This window comes from Streptosporangium sp. NPDC006930 (assembly GCF_040635605.1).
In the GTDB taxonomy this organism is placed as follows: Bacteria; Actinomycetota; Actinomycetes; order Streptosporangiales; family Streptosporangiaceae; genus Streptosporangium.
Map to the genome: position 1 here is coordinate 292,918 of NZ_JBEYID010000003.1, position 15,937 is coordinate 308,854.

A 15,937-nucleotide genomic window follows, 5' to 3' on the forward strand; every position below is an offset into this window, starting at 1 on the left:
CCTCTCCGGGGCCGAAGCCCGGGGTCGCCACGCTGGAGGGATTTCGATGACGCCCGGCATGCTCGGCGAGGTTCTCGGCCTGCCGCCGATTCCCAGGGGGACGTGGGCGGGGGAGGCGATCTACGTCTCCCCGGTCGCGCTGCGCAGGGGCGAGGACCCCGAGGAGCTGGCGGAGCGGCTGCGCGCGCTGCCGGGGATCACGGCCGTCCGGGTGCGGCCCCGGGGTTTCCTGGAGATCGTGGTGACCGTCCCCGGCGAACTCGTCACGGAGATCGGCGCGACCGCTTCCGGAGCCGCTCCCGGCGGCACGGGCGAAGAACCCGTGCCGCCTCCCGCGGGGGACACCCCCCCTCCCGTGGCCACGGGAGGGTCCGCCACGTGGCGGGACCTGCCCAGGACGTGGGCCAACCCCGGGTTCGTCGTCAGGTACGCGCACGCGCGGGCGGTCGCCGTACAGCGCTGGGCCACCGAACTCGGCGTCGGCGGGGATTTCAGGCCCGAGTTGCTGGAGGACCGCAGAGACCGGGCGGTGCTCAGATTGCTGGCCGAGATCCACGGCAGGCGGGTGAGCCGGGACCCCGGGTGGGCCGCCTACGCCGAGCAGTTGGCGCTGGCGTACCACGACGCGTTCGAGGGTGCCGCCGCGCTTCCCTCGGGGGACGAGGAGCCGTCGGAGCTCCACACCGCCCGGGTGCGCCTGGCGCGGGCCGTGCGGGACGTGCTGGCCGAGGCGTTGACGGCGCTTGGCGAGACGGCACCCGAGAGACTGTGATAGACCCTCCCAAAGGAGTTCAAAAGGATCAGGGGAGAGGTGAATGGTCGGGCCTCGTGACTGGGAGGCGCACGAGCCGCGCCGATCAGGGGTGGTCCGGCGAACGCTGCCGACCCTGCTCGCCTTCGCCGTCGTTCTCGGCGGGCTCGCCTATCTCGGCGGAGACCTCAGGGAACTCCTCGGCACCGCCCCCGGCTCGCCCATCTCGGCCGCGGCGAAGCATCGTCTCTACGGGGATGCCGAGCCGGTCGACGGCCGTTGCGACACCCTGCCGAAAGACATCGACGCCGACGTCGGGGCGTCGTTGAAGGCCCTGGCCGGATGCCTGGAACGGATGTGGGCGGCCACCCTGGCACGGGCGGAGATCGACTACGAGCCGCCCGGGGAGGTGCGGCTGGTCGCCGCTCCCGAGGAGGCCGCATGCGGGATCGACGACTACGACTGGGCCGGGATCTACTGCCCGGGGCCTCGCGTCGTGAACGTGCTGGTCGAGGGCGAGCGGGCCTTCCCGATGATGTTCACGCTCGCGCACGAGTACGCCCACCATGTCCAGGAGGTGAGCGGGATCGCCGACCAGAGGGGTTCCGAGGCCTTCGACGAGGCGTGGTCGCGGCGGCTCGAACTGCAGGCCGACTGCCTGGCCGCGGTGGCGCTGCGAGGCGTCGCACCGCGCCGGTTGGAGAACCTGCGCCTTCTCGCCGGGCGCGGTCCCGGCGCGGACGAGGGGGCGGAGGCGGGCTACCGGCAGTCGCACGGCTCGGGCGCGAGCAGCGCCGAGTGGATGCTGCGCGGTCAGAAGGGCGGCACCGTGGGGTCCTGCAACACCTGGGGCGCTCCCGCCGAGCAGGTCTCCTAGGCTCACGGGCCTTCGCCGGGACGCGTTCGCCGGGCTCCCCGCCGTATCCTCCGCACCCGAGCGCTCGGCCCGGCTCCCCGCCCTGTCTTCCGCGCCGAGCTCGGCGCGTCCGCCTTCGCGCCGTACCCTCCGCGCCCGGCGCCCGGCCCTCCAGCCTCCGGGAACGCGCCCGCCCAGGTCGCTCCCGAGGATCGTCTCGCGATGCGACCTTAAAATATGTCGTCAAAATGGCCCATAACGTAAAAAGTTCGCGTGTTCGAGCAGGATCGCGTCTCGATGGGTGGGCAATCGTCTCAGGGGGATCACCGGGTCCGATAGCCTCGATCGGGTGAGTCGATTCGTCCACCCCGCCGGTGACCGGCATGCAGAAGTGCTGCCCGAGGAGCGCCCTCCGCACGCACCCGCAAACCTGAACGCGCTCGATCCGACCATCTGGCCCCGAACGTCGAGCCGCGCCGACGGCTCGATCACGATCGGCGGCGCGGACGTGAGGGACCTGGTCGCGGAGCACGGCACCCCGCTCTACGTGGTGGACGAGGAAGACTTCCGCTCCCGCTGCCGTGACTACGCGAGCGCGTTCTCCGGCGGCGAGGTCCACTACGCGGGCAAGGCCTTCCTGTGCCGCGAGGTCGCCCGCTGGATCATGCAGGAGGGCCTCGGCCTCGACGTCTGCAGCGCCGGGGAGCTCGCCGTCGCGCTCAGCGTCGGGTTCCCGCCCGAGCGGATCACCATGCACGGCAACAACAAGTCGCTCGCCGAGCTGGAGAAGGCCGTCGAGGCCGGGATCGGGCACATCGTGGCCGACTCCTTCGAGGAGATCGCCCGCCTGGGCTTCCTCGCCGACAAGCACGGCAGGCGTCCCAAGGTGATGATCCGCGTCACCGTGGGCGTCGAGGCCCACACCCACGAGTTCATCGCGACCGCCCACGACGACCAGAAGTTCGGCTTCTCGCTGAGCAGCGGCGCGGCGGCCGAGGCGGCGCGGCGGATCCTCGCCCTGCCCCAGCTGGAACTCGTCGGCCTGCACTCCCACATCGGCTCCCAGATCACCGACACCGCGGGGTTCGAGGTGGCCGCGGCCCGCCTCGCCACCCTCCTGGTCAAGATCAAGGACGAGCACGACGTCGTGCTGCCCGAGCTCGACCTCGGCGGCGGCTACGGCATCCCGTACGTCGAGGGCGACACCGCGCCCGACGTCAAGGAGATCGCCGACAACCTGCGGGAGATCGTGAGCAGGGTGGCGAGGGGCGCCGGCCTGCCGGTGCCCAAGCTCACCGTCGAGCCGGGCAGGGCGATCGCCGGACTGGCCGGCGTGACGCTCTACGAGGTCGGCACGATCAAGGACGTCGAGGGCCTGCGCACCTACGTCAGCGTCGACGGCGGCATGAGCGACAACATCCGCACCGCCCTCTACGGTGCCGACTACACCGCGCGCCTCGCCTCCCGGGAGAGCGACGCCAGGCCGATGCTCTCCCGCATGGTCGGCAAGCACTGCGAGAGCGGCGACATGGTCGTGCGCGACCTGTGGCTCCCGGCCGATCTGGCCACCGGTGACCTGATCGCCGTCGCGGGCACCGGCGCCTACTGCCGCTCGCTCGCCAACAACTACAACTACCTCCCCAAGCCCGCCGTGGTCGCGGTCAAGGACGGGGTGTCTCGCGTGATCGTCCGCAGGGAGACCGAGGACGACCTCCTGAGAGGACAGCTGTGAAACGACCCGGAGCGGCCGAGAGCGCCGTCCACGGTGTGAGTGACAAGGGGGCGTGACCGCATGGCACTGAAAGTCGCACTTCTGGGATGCGGCGTCGTCGGTTCCCAGGTGGTCAGGCTCATGCACGAGCAGGCCGACGACCTCGCCGCCCGCATCGGGGCGCCGCTGGAGCTCGCCGGGGTCGCCGTACGACGCCTGGGCCGCAGGCGGGACGCCGACATCGACCCCGCCCTGCTCACCACGGACGCCGAGGCCCTGGTCACCCGCGACGACATCGATGTCGTCGTCGAGGTGATCGGCGGCATCGAGCCCGCCAGGGCACTCATCCTGGCCGCGCTGAACAGCGGCAAGTCGGTCGTCACGGCGAACAAGGCGCTGCTCGCCGAGGACGGGGCGACCATCCACGCCGCGGCCAGGGCCGGTGGCGCCGACCTCTACTTCGAGGCGGCCGTCGCGGGCGCGATCCCGCTGATCAGGCCGCTGCGCGAGTCACTCGCCGGTGATCACGTGCACCGCGTGCTCGGCATCGTGAACGGCACCACCAACTACATCCTCGACCAGATGGACTCCAGCGGGGCCTCGTTCTCCGACGCGCTGGAGGAGGCGCAGGCGCTGGGCTACGCCGAGGCCGACCCCACCGCCGACGTGGAGGGTTTCGACGCCGCGGCCAAGGCCGCGATCCTCGCGGGGATCGCCTTCCACAGCCGGGTGACGGCCGCCGACGTGCACCGCGAGGGCATCACCGAGATCACCGCGACGGACGTGGCCAGCGCCAAGGCGATGGGATACGTCATCAAGCTGCTCGCGATCTGCGCCCGTTCCGAGGACGGCAGGTCGTTCGGCGTACGGGTGCATCCGGCGATGATCCCCAGGACGCACCCGCTGGCCGGGGTCCGCGAGGCGTACAACGCGGTGTTCGTCGAGGCGCGCTCCGCCGGGCAGCTCATGTTCTACGGCGCGGGCGCGGGCGGCGCCCCGACCGCGAGCGCCGTACTCGGCGACATCGTGGCCGTGGGACGCAACGTGCTGGCGGGCACCCGGGGACCTGAGGAGTCCACGTACGCGGACCTGGTCGTGCATCCGATGGGCGAGACCGTCACGCGCTACCACGTCTCCCTGGACGTCGCCGACAAGCCGGGCGTGCTCGCGAGGGTCGCCGACATGTTCGCCAAGCAGGACGTCTCCATCCAGACCGTGAGACAGGAGGGGCACGGCGCGGACGCCCAGCTGGTGCTGGTCACCCACCGGGCGAGCGACGCCGCGCTCTCCGCCACGATCGAGGGTCTGCGCGAGCTGGACATCGTCCGTGACGTGGTGAGTGTCATGCGGGTCGAGGGCGAGGACGCCTCCTAGCGGCACCTACGGGGTTGTTCTCCTCCCCGTGGGCGGCGCCGGGGGCGAGGACGCGCCTTCTGGCGGCACCTGACGGTCCGCCGTGGCCTGCCCGCCCGCGCCTGTTCGGCGTCGGCCTCGGTCCGCTCGGCCCGCGCCGGTTCGGCGCGGGCGCGGCCCGCCGTCGCCGACACTGTCGGGGGGCGATCCCGGTCCTCGCGGTGATCATGCCATGTCGGCTCGGCATCGGGTTCCTGGGCATTTGATAACGGTTCATTTGGTGGCCTCTACCGACTTATAGGGTTCTTTCATGCCCTGTCTGCCGTTCCGCGAAAGGGAGTCCACCGTGAAGGTCTTCCACCGGGTGGTGGCGTTCGCCACGGCGCTGGCCGTCGTGGCGACGCTGAGCCCGGCCGCCCACGCGGCGACCGCGCGCCCCTCGAAGAAGATCAAAACGATCGTCGCGCTCACCTTCGACGACGGTGACTCCACCCACCCCGCCGTCGCCCGCATGCTGGAGAAACGCGGTATGCGTGGAACGTTCTACGTCAACACCGACACCGTCGGCGGCGAGGAGAAGCTGACCCGGCGCGAGCTGGCCGCGATCGCGAAGAAGGGCCACGAGATCGGCGGTCACACACTGACCCACGTCCGCCTCACCGAGCTCACCCGGAGCGAGCAGGAAGGCCAGATCTGCGACGACCGCAGGGCGCTGATCGCGTGGGGATACCGGCCCACGACCCTCGCCTACCCGTTCGGTGCGGTCGACTCCGACGCCAAGGTGGTGGCGCGGCGGTGCGGCTACGACGCGGCCCGCGGGGTCGGCGGGCTCAAGGAGTGGGGCTGCCCCGGCTGCCCGGCCGGTGAGCCCTTCCGTCCGAAGGACCGCTACGACATCCGCACCTCCGGCTCCGTCCGCGAGGACACCCTGCTGCGGCACATGAAGCAGCAGGTGCTCAACGCGGAGAAGACCGGCGGCGGGCTGGTTCCGCTCGTCTTCCACCGCGTCTGCGACGACTGCGGCCTCTACTCGACGACTCCCAGGCTCCTGAACCGGTTCCTCGACTGGCTGGTGACCAGAAAGTCGCACGGCACCGTCGTTCGTACCCTGCAGAGCGCCGTCGGCGCCCGCTACCGCCCCCTGCCCGTGCGGGAGTGAACGCGGCCGAGGACCCCCGGAGACGTCCGGGTGTCCTCGGCGGGGGGAAGCCTCGGTGAGCCCGCCGAGGCGGCGGGGCGTCAGGATCCTCGGTGAGCCCGCGGCGGCGGCGGGACGTCAGGGGCCCTCGGCGAGCCTGCGGAGGCGGCGGGCGGCGCGGGCGAGCAGGGAACGCTGCTGGGCCTGGCGCAGGGCGACGGCCTCCAGACGGCGCTGCTCGGCCTTCTCCTTCCACCTGACGGTGTCCCGGCTGCCCTTGGCGGCCTTGGAGCGCAGCTCCTTCAGTTCGGCCTTGAGCGCGACGACCTGCCGCTTGGCCCGCTCGGCCTCCTTCGCCCGCGACTCGGCCGCGGCCTTCCAGCGCGCGGCCTCCCTGTTGCGGTTGGTGGCCCAGTAGGGGTAGGCCTGTGCCGCGGGCCGCAGCTTCCACGACTCCGCGTCCAGCCAGGTCGCCCCGTGCAGGTCGGCGATCACGTCGTCGAGCCGCTCGCCCTCGCGGGCCACGCGCATCGCCCTCGCGACGGCGGAGGTCCGCTCCAGGCGGGCGGCGAGGACCCCCGACTCGTCCTCGTCCAGCGCCACGAGCAGCAGGCCCTCGTCCTCCTTCTCCGCCCGCTCGATCAGCGTGGCCAGCGAGTCCGCCCCCGGCACCCAGCCGGCGGGGCAGAGCAGGCGGAACGGCGCGGGCGCGGAGGTCGCGGAGACCTGCTCGGCGAAGGAGACGCGGCCGTCGTGGGCGTACTGGCCGCGCAGCAGCCGCAGGTCGAGCAGCGGGTCGTCCAGCGGGGCCGGACGCTCGCCGGTGAGCGACCTCCACGGCCCGGTGAGGGTGACGTGCACGTCGGGCAGGGTGCTGGCCAGCGCCCCGTCGACGCTCGCCCTGACGTCCTCGAAGGAGGCGCCCTCGGCGTCCACCACGACGTCGACGTAGGGCACCAGCCACTGCCTGCCCGCGTCGGTGCGCAGGTGGCGCCGGTACGGGATCCGGTCGGCGATGAACGGGTCGTTGTGCCGCCTGACGTCCGCGGGCCTGCGCATCGCCGTCGTCGTGCCCAGGTGCCAGCTCAGCGCCTCGGCGTCGGGGACGAACACCGCGCCCGTCTGGGTGAGCCGGTAACCCAGCTCGGTGTCCTCGCCGAGGGTGAGGGAGGTGTCCAGCCCTCCCGCCTCCCTCAGCAGGACGGCGGGCAGCGAGACCGTCGCGCCCACGTGGACGCGGTGCAGCAGTGAGCTGGGCGCGTCGCGGAAGCCACGGTGGGTGGCGATGAGCTCGCCGATCCAGTCGTGCCCGTGCTCGGGGTCCTCCTCGAAGAGGGAGTCCGCCCTGTCCTTGGCGACGGCGATCTGGACCTCGGCCGGGGTGGGCGGTGTACCCGCCATGGCGGTGAAGCGCAGTGTCCCCGTCACCACCAGGTAGCCGGCCAGATGGTGCCAGCGCATGTGCGCCTCGACGTGCTCCCGGTAGGAGACGATGTCGGCGTCCATCCGGTGGATCACCTCGCCGTCCGCGACGGCCACGCCGGTCTCCAGGGCCCAGGAGATGCCCCGGCGACCTGGGGCGTTGCCGACGAGCCGGGTGTGTTCCGGGGCGATCTCGGGAAGCCGGAGCGGGGGCGCGCTGCCGTCGTCCACGACGATCACCTCGAGGAGGTGGGAGGGGTAGGTCTGGGCGGCGAGCGCGGCCAGCGTGAGGTCGAGCCTGTCCTGCCGTCCCCGCGCGGGGATCACCACGCTCACCGGCAGGCGCGGCTCCCACGTGCCGGGCGCGGGTGCGGGCAGCACCCCGTAGTCGTTGCCCGGAATCCGTGGCGTGGCGGCGTCGCCGACGAGGACCCGCGACGTGCCCGCGGCGCCTCCTGGGGCCGGAGCCGGGGCCGGTGTCGGTGTCGGGTACGGCGCGTCGGAGACACGACGTGCGTCAGAGGGGGGCGGCGTGCTCACGGCGTCTCCGTGGAGAGTTCCATGAGCGCGCTGGGCCGGAAGCCGCGCCACTGGCGCTTGTTGCGCCGCAGGAACGTGCCGATCGGCTCGCGCCAGGTGTGGTTGGCGACGTTGCCGCGCCGCAGGATGTAACCCAGTCCCTGAGTGCGGTAGATCTGCCCGCCCGCGGCCTGCACGGCGTGCTGGAACTGGGCGTCGATCGTTCCCGGCATGGGACGGAAGCCGCCCACGGCCTCGAAGGCGGAGCGTTCGGAGAAGATGGTTCCTCCGGCGATGAAGTTCGTGATCTGCTCGGTGATCTGCTCGCGGTGGACGGTCACCCCGATCGAGGCGAGATAGACGAACTCGGGGACCATGCCCACGACCTGGGCTCCCGAGTAGGAGTGGGCGAGCAGCAGGTCGGAGATGAAGTCGGGCCCGTACCAGTCGTCGTCGTCCATCTTCAGCAGGAACGACCCCGACGCCCTCGCCGCCGCCTGGTTCAGCACGGTTCCGAACACGGTCTGTTTGTCGGCCTCGACCACGGTGATCGGTCGTTCGAAGGACGCGAGGGCCTCGGCGACGCCCGGATGCGTCGCGGGGACGCCGTGCAGGGCGAGGATCACCTCGAAGGTGGCGCCGCGCTGCCTGGACAGTTGCCTCAGCGCGAAGCCCACCATCTCCGGGCGGCGGGTGACGAGCAGCACCGAGACCGTCGCCGCGGGCGCCACGGGGGCGCCCAGCTGCTCCCATCGGGCGCGGACGCCGTGCAGGCGCAGCGCCTCGCGGCGCAACCGGATGCTGTGCTCCTCGCGCTCCAGGTCGTCCTTGAGAGCGGGCTCGTCGACCGAGGTGATCAGTCTGGCCAGCTCGGGGCCGAGGGCGCCCGCCCAGCGCGGCACGGCCTCACAGATCAGGGGAACCCCGGCCGCGGCGAGTCCGGTGACGACCCGCAGCGCGGCGGCGGGGCCGGTGTGGCTGTGCCGCCAGTCCACCCGCACGCCCCTGACCTGCCTGACCCGGCTGACGTCCACGTCCGTGACGCGGCCGGAGGCGTCGAAGGAGGTGAGCGTCCCACCCCCGCAGGTGATCGTCCAGCGCCCGGACTCGGAGGACAGGTCGGCCGTGCCGAGGGTCGGCACGGTGACGAAGTTCATGGGGTTGACCGAGCGGCTGTCGACCGGGGGGATGGTCCAGGGCTCCGACAGGTCGCCGATGCCGTTCTCCAGGATCTTGCCGCCACCGGGGCGGCCGAGTCTCTCCCAGGTCATCAGCTCGGCGACCGGGCGGTCCACTGTGGTCTCGCCGGTGGGATCGGCGCCGGACCAGGGTGGCGGCTCCTCGCCGACCGCGCGCACGACCAGGTCGGCGCCGCGGGCGCCGAACCTGTCGGGAACGGGCCCCGTGAGGGGTGCGGGGGCCGCGTTCGGGTCGCCGGGGCGCCAGTGGGCCGCTCCCGGACCCGCCAGCGCGCCGACGGGGCCGGCGACGGCGTCCATCCGGTGCCCGCCGAACGCCCTCGCGGTCGCGGCGAGCGTCCGCCCGGCGGGCACCGGTTTGGAGAAGCTCGCCTCGACCACCCAGGCGGGCTGTTTCGGCTGGTGGACGCGGAGCTCCACGAGCGCGCGCCAGCGGTGGGCCGGGGTTGGGGACAACACCGGCGCGGTGTACCAGTGCGGCGTCTCCAGCACGGCGACGACGACCCGGGGGGCCATGGCGAGCAGCGACTGCAGGCTCGCGGCCCTGCGGACGTCGGTCGCGGTGCGGGCGAGCACCAGGATCTCCGCGGCGCCCTCCTCGGCGCGCGGGAGGCCGTCGAGGTCGCCGTCGAGGTCCATCGCCCCGTACGCCTCCAGCTCGCCGAGCGTCTCGAAGCCCGCGCAGTAGACGAGGACGCGTCGCTTGCCGCCGCGCTCCCTGGCGGCGCGGACCAGATCGATCAGAAGGGACATCAGCCGGTCTTCCCCCGCAGCCTGGCCGTTGAAATGATCTTTTTGAGTGGCCCGCCCCGCAGCTCGTCCTCCAGGCGCGCGTTCTTCGCCCGCAGGCGTTCGGCCTCGGCGCGGAGGCTCTCCACCTCGCTCCTCAGGTTTTCCGCCTCGCGCCTCCGGCGCGCGGAGTCGGCCCGCCACTTCGCGGTGTCCCCGGCGACGGGCTCCGCCTCGCCCGCGGTCGTCACGCCGACCTCGGCGGCGCCCACCCAGAGTGAGCCGAACAGCTCGTGGACGACCCCGTCGATGTCACTGTCGATGTCACCGTCGATGTCCCCGTCGATGTCCCCGTCGAGGTCACCGGCAGGATCACTGCCGAGGCTCCGGCGTCCGTCGCCGCTCACGTCGTCACTCACCAGCGCGGCCCTGGCGAAGGCGGCGGTGCGTTCGAACCTGGCCGCCCTCACCCCGGAAGGCCCCTCGTCGAGTGCCACGCTCAGCAGCCCGTGCTCCTCGCGTTCGGCGAGTTCGACCAGTTCGGCCAGGCTTTCCGCGCCGAGCGCCCATCCGGCGGGCAGGGTGAGCCTGAACGGCGCGGGAGCGGAGTCGGCGGGCGTCTCCTCGGTGAAGGAGACGCGTGGCTCGTGGACGTACAGGTTGCGTACCAGGCGCAGGTCGAGCAGTGGCTCGTCGAGGGAGGGGCGGCGCCCGGTGGGGAGGTCCGCCCACGGCCCGACGACGGTGACGGCGACGTCGACGAGGGTGCCCGCGAGCGCGGAGTCCACGCTCGCCCGGACGTCCTCGTAGCAGGCGTCGCGGGCGTCGACGACGACGTGCACGTACGGCACCAGCCAGGTCCTGCGCGGGTGGGTGCGCAGCCAGCGCAGGTCGGGGATGAGGTCGGGCAGCACCGACCAGTTGTGCCGGTGCACCTCCTTCTCCCGGATCATGACCGTGGAGGGCCCGAGATGCCAGCCGCGGGCCTGCGGGTCGGGGATGAAGACCGCGCCCGCCTGCGCGAGGCGGAAGCCGAGATCGGTGTCCTCGGCCATGTTCAGGGTGGTGTTCACGCCGCCGACCGAGCGCAGCAGCGCCACGGGGACCGAGGTGGTGGCGCCGGAGTGGAGCCGGTAGGCCCCGGTGCCCGCGTCCCGCAGCCATCGGGTCTCCTCCAGCACCCTGGCCCGCCACTCGTGCGGCGTGGACTCCTCGAACAGCTTCTCCGCGTCTTTGGCGTCCACGGCCGAGAAGACCTCGTCGGCCGAGGGCCCGATCCCGTCGGGGGTGAAGCGGACGTCGCCCATCACGACGGCGTAGGGGAGGAGATGGTGCCAGCGCATGTGCGCCTCGACGTGCTCCCTGTCGAGGATCATGTCGGAGTCGACCCAGTGCAGGATGTCACCCGCGGCGGCGGTGGCGCCGGTCTGGCGGGCCCAACCCCGGCCCCAGCGGCCCTCGGGCACCCGGACGAGCCTGGTGTTGGCCGGGGTGATCTCGGGGACGCGCAGCGGCGGGTCGCTGCCGTCGTCGACCACGACCACCTCCATGAGGTGCGCGGGGTAGGTCTGCGCGGCCAGCCCGGCGAGCGTGCGGTCCAGGGCCTCCTGGCAGTCGTGCGCGGGGATCACCACGCTCACCCTGAGCCGGGGCTCCCACATGCCCAGGTCGGGCGGGAGCAGGGAGCCGTAGTCGTTGTGCCTCACCCCGGCGCGCGGGACGGCGGCCCGCTCGTCGCGCGGGCGGGTGGGAGAAGCGAGGGAAGCGGTGCCGGGGGTGGCGAAACCAGTCCCGGTCACGCCTTCTCCTCCGCTTTCTCCCGCGCGTCCCGTTCGGTTCTCGCCTCCACCGCGGCCAGGCGCGGCAGCAGGTCGTGAACCATCTCCTCGATTTCCTGATGCCGGGGTACGGAGGCCAGCCGATCCTCTCCCAGGGAGACCAGGATCGCCTGCAGATCCTCGTCGCGCTTGTGCTCGTGCTTCTTGAGCAACTCGACGATCTCGTCCAGCCGACGGTCGAGCCGCTGGGTGGCCGCCTTGACCGTGGCCAGTTCCGCCTCGTAGCGCTTGACCCGGGCGTCGATCCGCTGGGCTTTTCCGTCGACCCTGCGTACGGTCGCGACCGCGAACACCTGGACGGCGAGCACCGTCGCGATCGCGCCGAGCACGATGGCCGCCGTGACCGAGATGATCTCGAAGCTCGCGAGCAGTGTCAGCGCGATCAGGAACACCGGGCCGAGTGTCGCCGCCAGAAGCGTCAGTTTTCGGGGCGTGGACATCCGCGCTTACCTTCCGTGCCGCTCTGTAACTTTACCTGTCCTTGTCAGTGGTAAATGAGGCTATCGGCTTCTCAAGTGCAAATACGTCGACAAATAAGAAATTCGAAGGTTCCTGTGACCTGTGTGACAGCTGTGAGCCTTTAGTAGTGATCCTCAATGTCAAGTGGGAAGTGTGGTGAGAAGGGATCTTCCCGCCTCGCTATCCTTCGCTCGTGCCCGCGCAGCCGACCTCCCCCTCCCCGCCCTCTCCGGCCACCCCGGCGGGCCTCCCGCGAGCGAGCGCCCACCGCGCCGGCGGCCCGGATCATTCACCACGACACCCGGTCCCGAGGCTCCCTCGACACCGGCTTCCCTGCGTCGCCTCGAACCCGGGACGCGGTCCTCGCCGGAGCCCGACCCTGGAAGCGCCATGACAGCACGGATCACCGGTAACGACTATCGGAGCCTCACGCCGGCCGCCCTGGGCTCCCTGACACCCTCGCTCCGGGTCAGCGTCGTCGTTCCCGCCTACGGTGACCAGGAGAAACTCGACCTCGCACTCGCCGCCCTGGCCGCGCAGACCTACCCCGCGGCCCTGACCGAGGTGATCGTGGTCGACAACGGCAGCAGCCCGCCGTTACGGCTGCCCGCGCTGCGTCCCGAGAACACCCGCCTGATCGTCTGCCCCGTCCCCGGCCGCGCCCACGCCAGGAACGCCGGGCTGTCGGCCGCCACCGGCGACGTGATCCACTGGCTCGACTCCGACGTCGTCCTGGACCGCAGGTCGGTCGAGGCGCACATGCGCTGGCACCACGCCGCCCCGTACCTCGTGGTCACCGGATACCTGCGCTTCACCCCGGCGGCGCTGCCGGCCCCCGAGGTGGTCGCCGCCGCCGACGACCTGGCCAAACTCTTCGAGCCCGCCGAGCCGCACGCCTGGCTGGTCGACCTCGTCGAGCGCACCGACGGCCTCACCGCCAACCCGCACCGCGCGTTCAGCCTGCACGTCGGCGGCGCGACCTCGGTCAACGCCGCGCTGCTCGCCGCCGCCGGGCCGATGGACACCGACCTGATCCTCGGCCAGGACACCGAGATGGGCTACCGGCTCGCCCAGGCGGGCGCCGTCTTCGTCCCCGAGCCGCTGTCGCGCGCCTTCCACCTGGGCCCGACCATGCGCATGCGCGACAAGGCGCCGATCGACCGGGTCAGCCACGCCTTCGTGGCCGACCGGATCCCGTCCTACCGCTGGCTCCGTTCCCATCCGGCCAGACAGTGGAAGGTGCCGTACGTCGAGGTGGTCGTCGAGCCGGGAGGGCCTGGGCGGTACGCCCACTACGCCTACGACGAGGTCCGCGCCACCGTCGACGCCGTGCTCGCGGGCACCGTGCCCGACGTCGCGGTCACCCTCACCGGGCCGTGGGACCGTGTCGGCGTCGAGGGACGCGCCCCCCTGCGAGACCCAGACCTGGACCTGGTGCTGATCCGCGGCCACTACACCCACGAGCCCAGGGTCCGCTTCACCGAGGAGACCCCCGCGGCCTCCCGCGACCGGCCGGGGTCCTCGACACCGCCGAGTCCCGCCTGGGCGGTTCCGTACCGTCTCCGGCTGCCCGCGGGGTGGGTGCCGGGCGAGGACACTCTGGCCCGGCTGCTCGACCTGGCCGCGGACGAGGGATACGGCCTGGTCTCGGTACTGCTGGCCGAGGATGACGGCACCGGCACCGGCACCGACAGCGCTGACGGCACCGGCGGCACGGGCTCGGGACGGGCGGTCGTCGCGGCGCGGCTGGAACGTGCCGCCGCGTTCGCGCGCGCCGCGATCGTGCTGAGGGAGGGGGAGGACCTCGACGACGCCGTGGACGACACCTTCGGCGTGATCTGGGTGGACGGTGAGACCTACGGGTTCGCGCCGGAGGCCCGTGCCCTCACCGGCCGCCGCAGCGCCTACCGGGTCAGGAGCGAGGCGGAGGCCGAGGTGGCCCGCCTCACCAAAGAGGCGGAACGGCTCCGCGAGCAGGCGGTCAAGTGGCGCGACGAGGCGGGTCGTTGGCGCAGGAGCACCGTCGAGCTGCGCCGCGAGGTCGGCACCCTGCGCAAGGAGCTGGCCGCGGCCAGGAAGGTCGTCCAGTACGGGCTGCTGTCCTCCGTGAAACGGGTCATCACCCGCCGTCGCTGACGACGTGGCCGCCGCTCGGTTCCTGAGCGCGGTGCGGAGCTCCGCGTCCGGGAGACGCCCTGGGGACCTCCGCCCGCCGCTCAGCTCCTGAGCGCGGTGCGGAGCCTGCCGAGGAGGGAGCCGCGCCCCTCCGGGCGCATCCCCTCCTGGTGCCGCTCCTGCCCGGGAGCCCGCTCCGCCACGGGTCTCGCGGGTTCCCGCCCCCGATCCGGGGCCGGACTTTTGGATGTGGCCGGAACCTGGGCGGGCGGAGGATCGGGGATCGGGGAGGCGGGCCAGAACTCCGACCGGTCGCCGCGCCGTACGCCGTGGGTGGCCTCGATCGACGCGGCGACGTCGTCCGCGCCCAGCAGCCTCGCCCGGCCCAGTGCCTCGGTCCGCTCCAGCCTCGCCTCGCCGTCGTCGCCGAGATCGGCGACGAGCATGCCGGAACGGTCGTCCTGCATCACGCGGATCATCCGCTCCAACGTCTCACGTCCCAGCGGCACCGAGACCGGGCCCGTGTAGCGGAACGCGATCGGGGCGGGGGTCGCGGAGATCTCGTCGGCGAACCGTATCCGCTCGTCGTGGGCGAAGTGCTCGCGCAGCAGCCGCAGCTCGAACAGGGGATCGTCCAGCACGGGGCGGCGCTCCCCGGACAGTTCCGACCACGGGGCGACCAGGGTGACGATCACGTCGCCGAGCGACCCGTCGAGCGCCGCGCCCACCGCCTCGCGCACCTTCTCCCAGGGCCCGTCGGCGCGGAGCACCACCTCCACGTACGGGACCAGCCAGTGGCGGCCCCGGTCCTTGCGCAGGTCGCGGCGGAGCGGCACCCGATGGGCCAGGTAGGGGGCGACGACCCGCACCGCCCGCCCCGGGTCGCGCCGCTGGGCGGGAAGCCCCAGGTGGACGGCCTGGGCGGCCATGTCGGGGACGAAGACCACGCCGTGCGCGGCCAGCCGGTAGGCGAACTCGGTGTCCTCCCCCCGCAGCACCCCGGGGTCGACCCCGCCCACGGCCTGGAAGATCTCGCGCCGCATCGACACCGTCGGCCCCGTGCACACGTGGTAGGGGTTGCGGCTGGCACGCAGGCCGTTGGTGCGGGAGATCGTCTGCTCGGTGGAACTGGGCAGGGCGGCCGACAGGTCGAAGAGGGACGCGAGCGAGCCCGCGCGCACGCCCTCGTGGACCCGCGCGGCCGTGAGCGCCGGCTCCTCGACGAACTTCTTCGCACCGATCGTGACCAGGTAGCCGGCCAGGTGGTGCCAGCGGGCCAGAGCCTCGATGTGCTCGCGGCAGACGACCATGTCGGCGTCGAGGCGCTGGATGATCCGCCCCTCCGCGAGGGCGGCACCGGTGTTCACCGCGTGGGCGATCCCCCAGCCCGAGGAGCCGGTGGTCACGATCCTGGCGCCACTCGGGGCGATCTCCGGCAGCCGCAGCGGCGGTTCGCTGCCGTCGTCGACCACGATCACCTCCATGAGGTGATCAGGGTAGGTCTGCGCGGCCAGGGCGGCGAGGGCGAGGTCGAGCCTGTGCTGCCCGCCGTGGGCCGGAATGATCACGCTCACCGGGAGTTCCGGATCCCACGCGCCGAGCGCGGGCGGATCCAGGGGTGAGTAGTCGTTGTGCCGGATCGGCGGCAGGTCCGCCGCCGTGCCGCCCGTCATGATGTGGCACCCCTTGTCTCGATTCCCCGTCTGTCAAGCCCTGTCAAGGCTCGCAGACCATATCGGCTGATCCTTAGAGTTCCCTGGAGAGACGCCTGGCTTGTCCATTTGGTGGACATCGCATCCCGGAGCCGAGCGCGTTGCCCGTAGACTCGTTTCCCAATACCGCAGGTA

Annotated in this window: 11 protein-coding genes; 6 read left to right on the forward strand and 5 right to left on the reverse strand. The window is 72.3% G+C overall.

Going from position 1 to position 15,937, the window contains the following annotated elements:
- Positions 1-46 precede the first annotated feature (46 nt).
- The 5 genes from ABZ664_RS07675 (at position 47) to ABZ664_RS07695 (ending at position 5,830) form a co-directional block, all read left to right on the forward strand.
- Complete coding sequence (locus tag ABZ664_RS07675; RefSeq protein ID WP_362504577.1) at positions 47-772, forward strand: DALR anticodon-binding domain-containing protein; 726 nt, start codon at positions 47-49, stop codon at positions 770-772.
- Positions 773-815: 43 nt separating this feature from the next.
- Positions 816-1,628, forward strand: coding sequence for a neutral zinc metallopeptidase (locus ABZ664_RS07680; protein ID WP_362504580.1), 813 nt, complete (start codon positions 816-818; stop codon positions 1,626-1,628).
- Between the two features lie 328 nt (positions 1,629-1,956).
- Positions 1,957-3,339: a diaminopimelate decarboxylase gene (gene lysA / locus ABZ664_RS07685; protein WP_362504583.1), complete on the forward strand. Its 1,383-nt coding sequence runs from the start codon at positions 1,957-1,959 to the stop codon at positions 3,337-3,339.
- Positions 3,340-3,399: 60 nt separating this feature from the next.
- Complete coding sequence (locus tag ABZ664_RS07690; RefSeq protein ID WP_362504586.1) at positions 3,400-4,692, forward strand: homoserine dehydrogenase; 1,293 nt, start codon at positions 3,400-3,402, stop codon at positions 4,690-4,692.
- Between the two features lie 289 nt (positions 4,693-4,981).
- Positions 4,982-5,830, forward strand: a complete 849-nt coding sequence (locus tag ABZ664_RS07695) for a polysaccharide deacetylase family protein (RefSeq protein ID WP_362504589.1) — start codon at positions 4,982-4,984, stop codon at positions 5,828-5,830.
- A 117-nt stretch (positions 5,831-5,947) separates the two neighbouring features.
- Here the strand turns inward: ABZ664_RS07695 and ABZ664_RS07700 are convergent, their stop codons facing one another.
- The 4 genes from ABZ664_RS07700 to ABZ664_RS07715 are packed head-to-tail and all read right to left on the reverse strand — an operon-like array spanning position 5,948 to position 11,956.
- On the reverse strand, positions 5,948-7,771 hold the full coding sequence (locus ABZ664_RS07700; RefSeq protein ID WP_362504592.1) for a glycosyltransferase: 1,824 nt from the start codon (positions 7,769-7,771) through the stop codon (positions 5,948-5,950).
- Positions 7,768-9,702: a glycosyltransferase gene (locus ABZ664_RS07705; protein WP_362504595.1), complete on the reverse strand. Its 1,935-nt coding sequence runs from the start codon at positions 9,700-9,702 to the stop codon at positions 7,768-7,770. The genes ABZ664_RS07700 and ABZ664_RS07705 overlap by 4 nt, the downstream gene beginning before the upstream one ends.
- Positions 9,702-11,477: a glycosyltransferase gene (locus ABZ664_RS07710; protein ID WP_362504598.1), complete on the reverse strand. Its 1,776-nt coding sequence runs from the start codon at positions 11,475-11,477 to the stop codon at positions 9,702-9,704. The genes ABZ664_RS07705 and ABZ664_RS07710 overlap by 1 nt, the downstream gene beginning before the upstream one ends.
- Positions 11,474-11,956: a hypothetical protein gene (locus ABZ664_RS07715; RefSeq protein WP_362504601.1), complete on the reverse strand. Its 483-nt coding sequence runs from the start codon at positions 11,954-11,956 to the stop codon at positions 11,474-11,476. The genes ABZ664_RS07710 and ABZ664_RS07715 overlap by 4 nt, the downstream gene beginning before the upstream one ends.
- A gap of 409 nt (positions 11,957-12,365) precedes the next feature.
- On the opposite strand from ABZ664_RS07715, the gene ABZ664_RS07720 reads away from it, so the two are divergent.
- Entirely contained in the window at positions 12,366-14,111 is a 1,746-nt protein-coding gene (locus tag ABZ664_RS07720; protein ID WP_362504604.1) for a glycosyltransferase, read from the forward strand.
- 80 nt (positions 14,112-14,191) lie between these two features.
- Here the strand turns inward: ABZ664_RS07720 and ABZ664_RS07725 are convergent, their stop codons facing one another.
- On the reverse strand, positions 14,192-15,763 hold the full coding sequence (locus ABZ664_RS07725) for a glycosyltransferase (protein ID WP_362504607.1): 1,572 nt from the start codon (positions 15,761-15,763) through the stop codon (positions 14,192-14,194).
- Positions 15,764-15,937 lie beyond the last annotated feature (174 nt).

Bases quoted from the DNA above. Each gene is read 5' to 3' on its own strand.
- ABZ664_RS07675 (WP_362504577.1), top strand. From the start codon at position 47: ATGACGCCCGGCATGCTCGGCGAGGTTCTCGGCCTGCCGCCGATTCCC.
- ABZ664_RS07680 (WP_362504580.1), top strand. From the start codon at position 816: ATGGTCGGGCCTCGTGACTGGGAGGCGCACGAGCCGCGCCGATCAGGG.
- ABZ664_RS07690 (WP_362504586.1), top strand. From the start codon at position 3,400: ATGGCACTGAAAGTCGCACTTCTGGGATGCGGCGTCGTCGGTTCCCAG.
- ABZ664_RS07695 (WP_362504589.1), top strand. From the start codon at position 4,982: ATGCCCTGTCTGCCGTTCCGCGAAAGGGAGTCCACCGTGAAGGTCTTC.
- ABZ664_RS07705 (WP_362504595.1), bottom strand. From the start codon at position 9,702: ATGTCCCTTCTGATCGATCTGGTCCGCGCCGCCAGGGAGCGCGGCGGC.
- ABZ664_RS07715 (WP_362504601.1), bottom strand. From the start codon at position 11,956: ATGTCCACGCCCCGAAAACTGACGCTTCTGGCGGCGACACTCGGCCCG.
- ABZ664_RS07720 (WP_362504604.1), top strand. From the start codon at position 12,366: ATGACAGCACGGATCACCGGTAACGACTATCGGAGCCTCACGCCGGCC.
- ABZ664_RS07725 (WP_362504607.1), bottom strand. From the start codon at position 15,763: ATGACGGGCGGCACGGCGGCGGACCTGCCGCCGATCCGGCACAACGAC.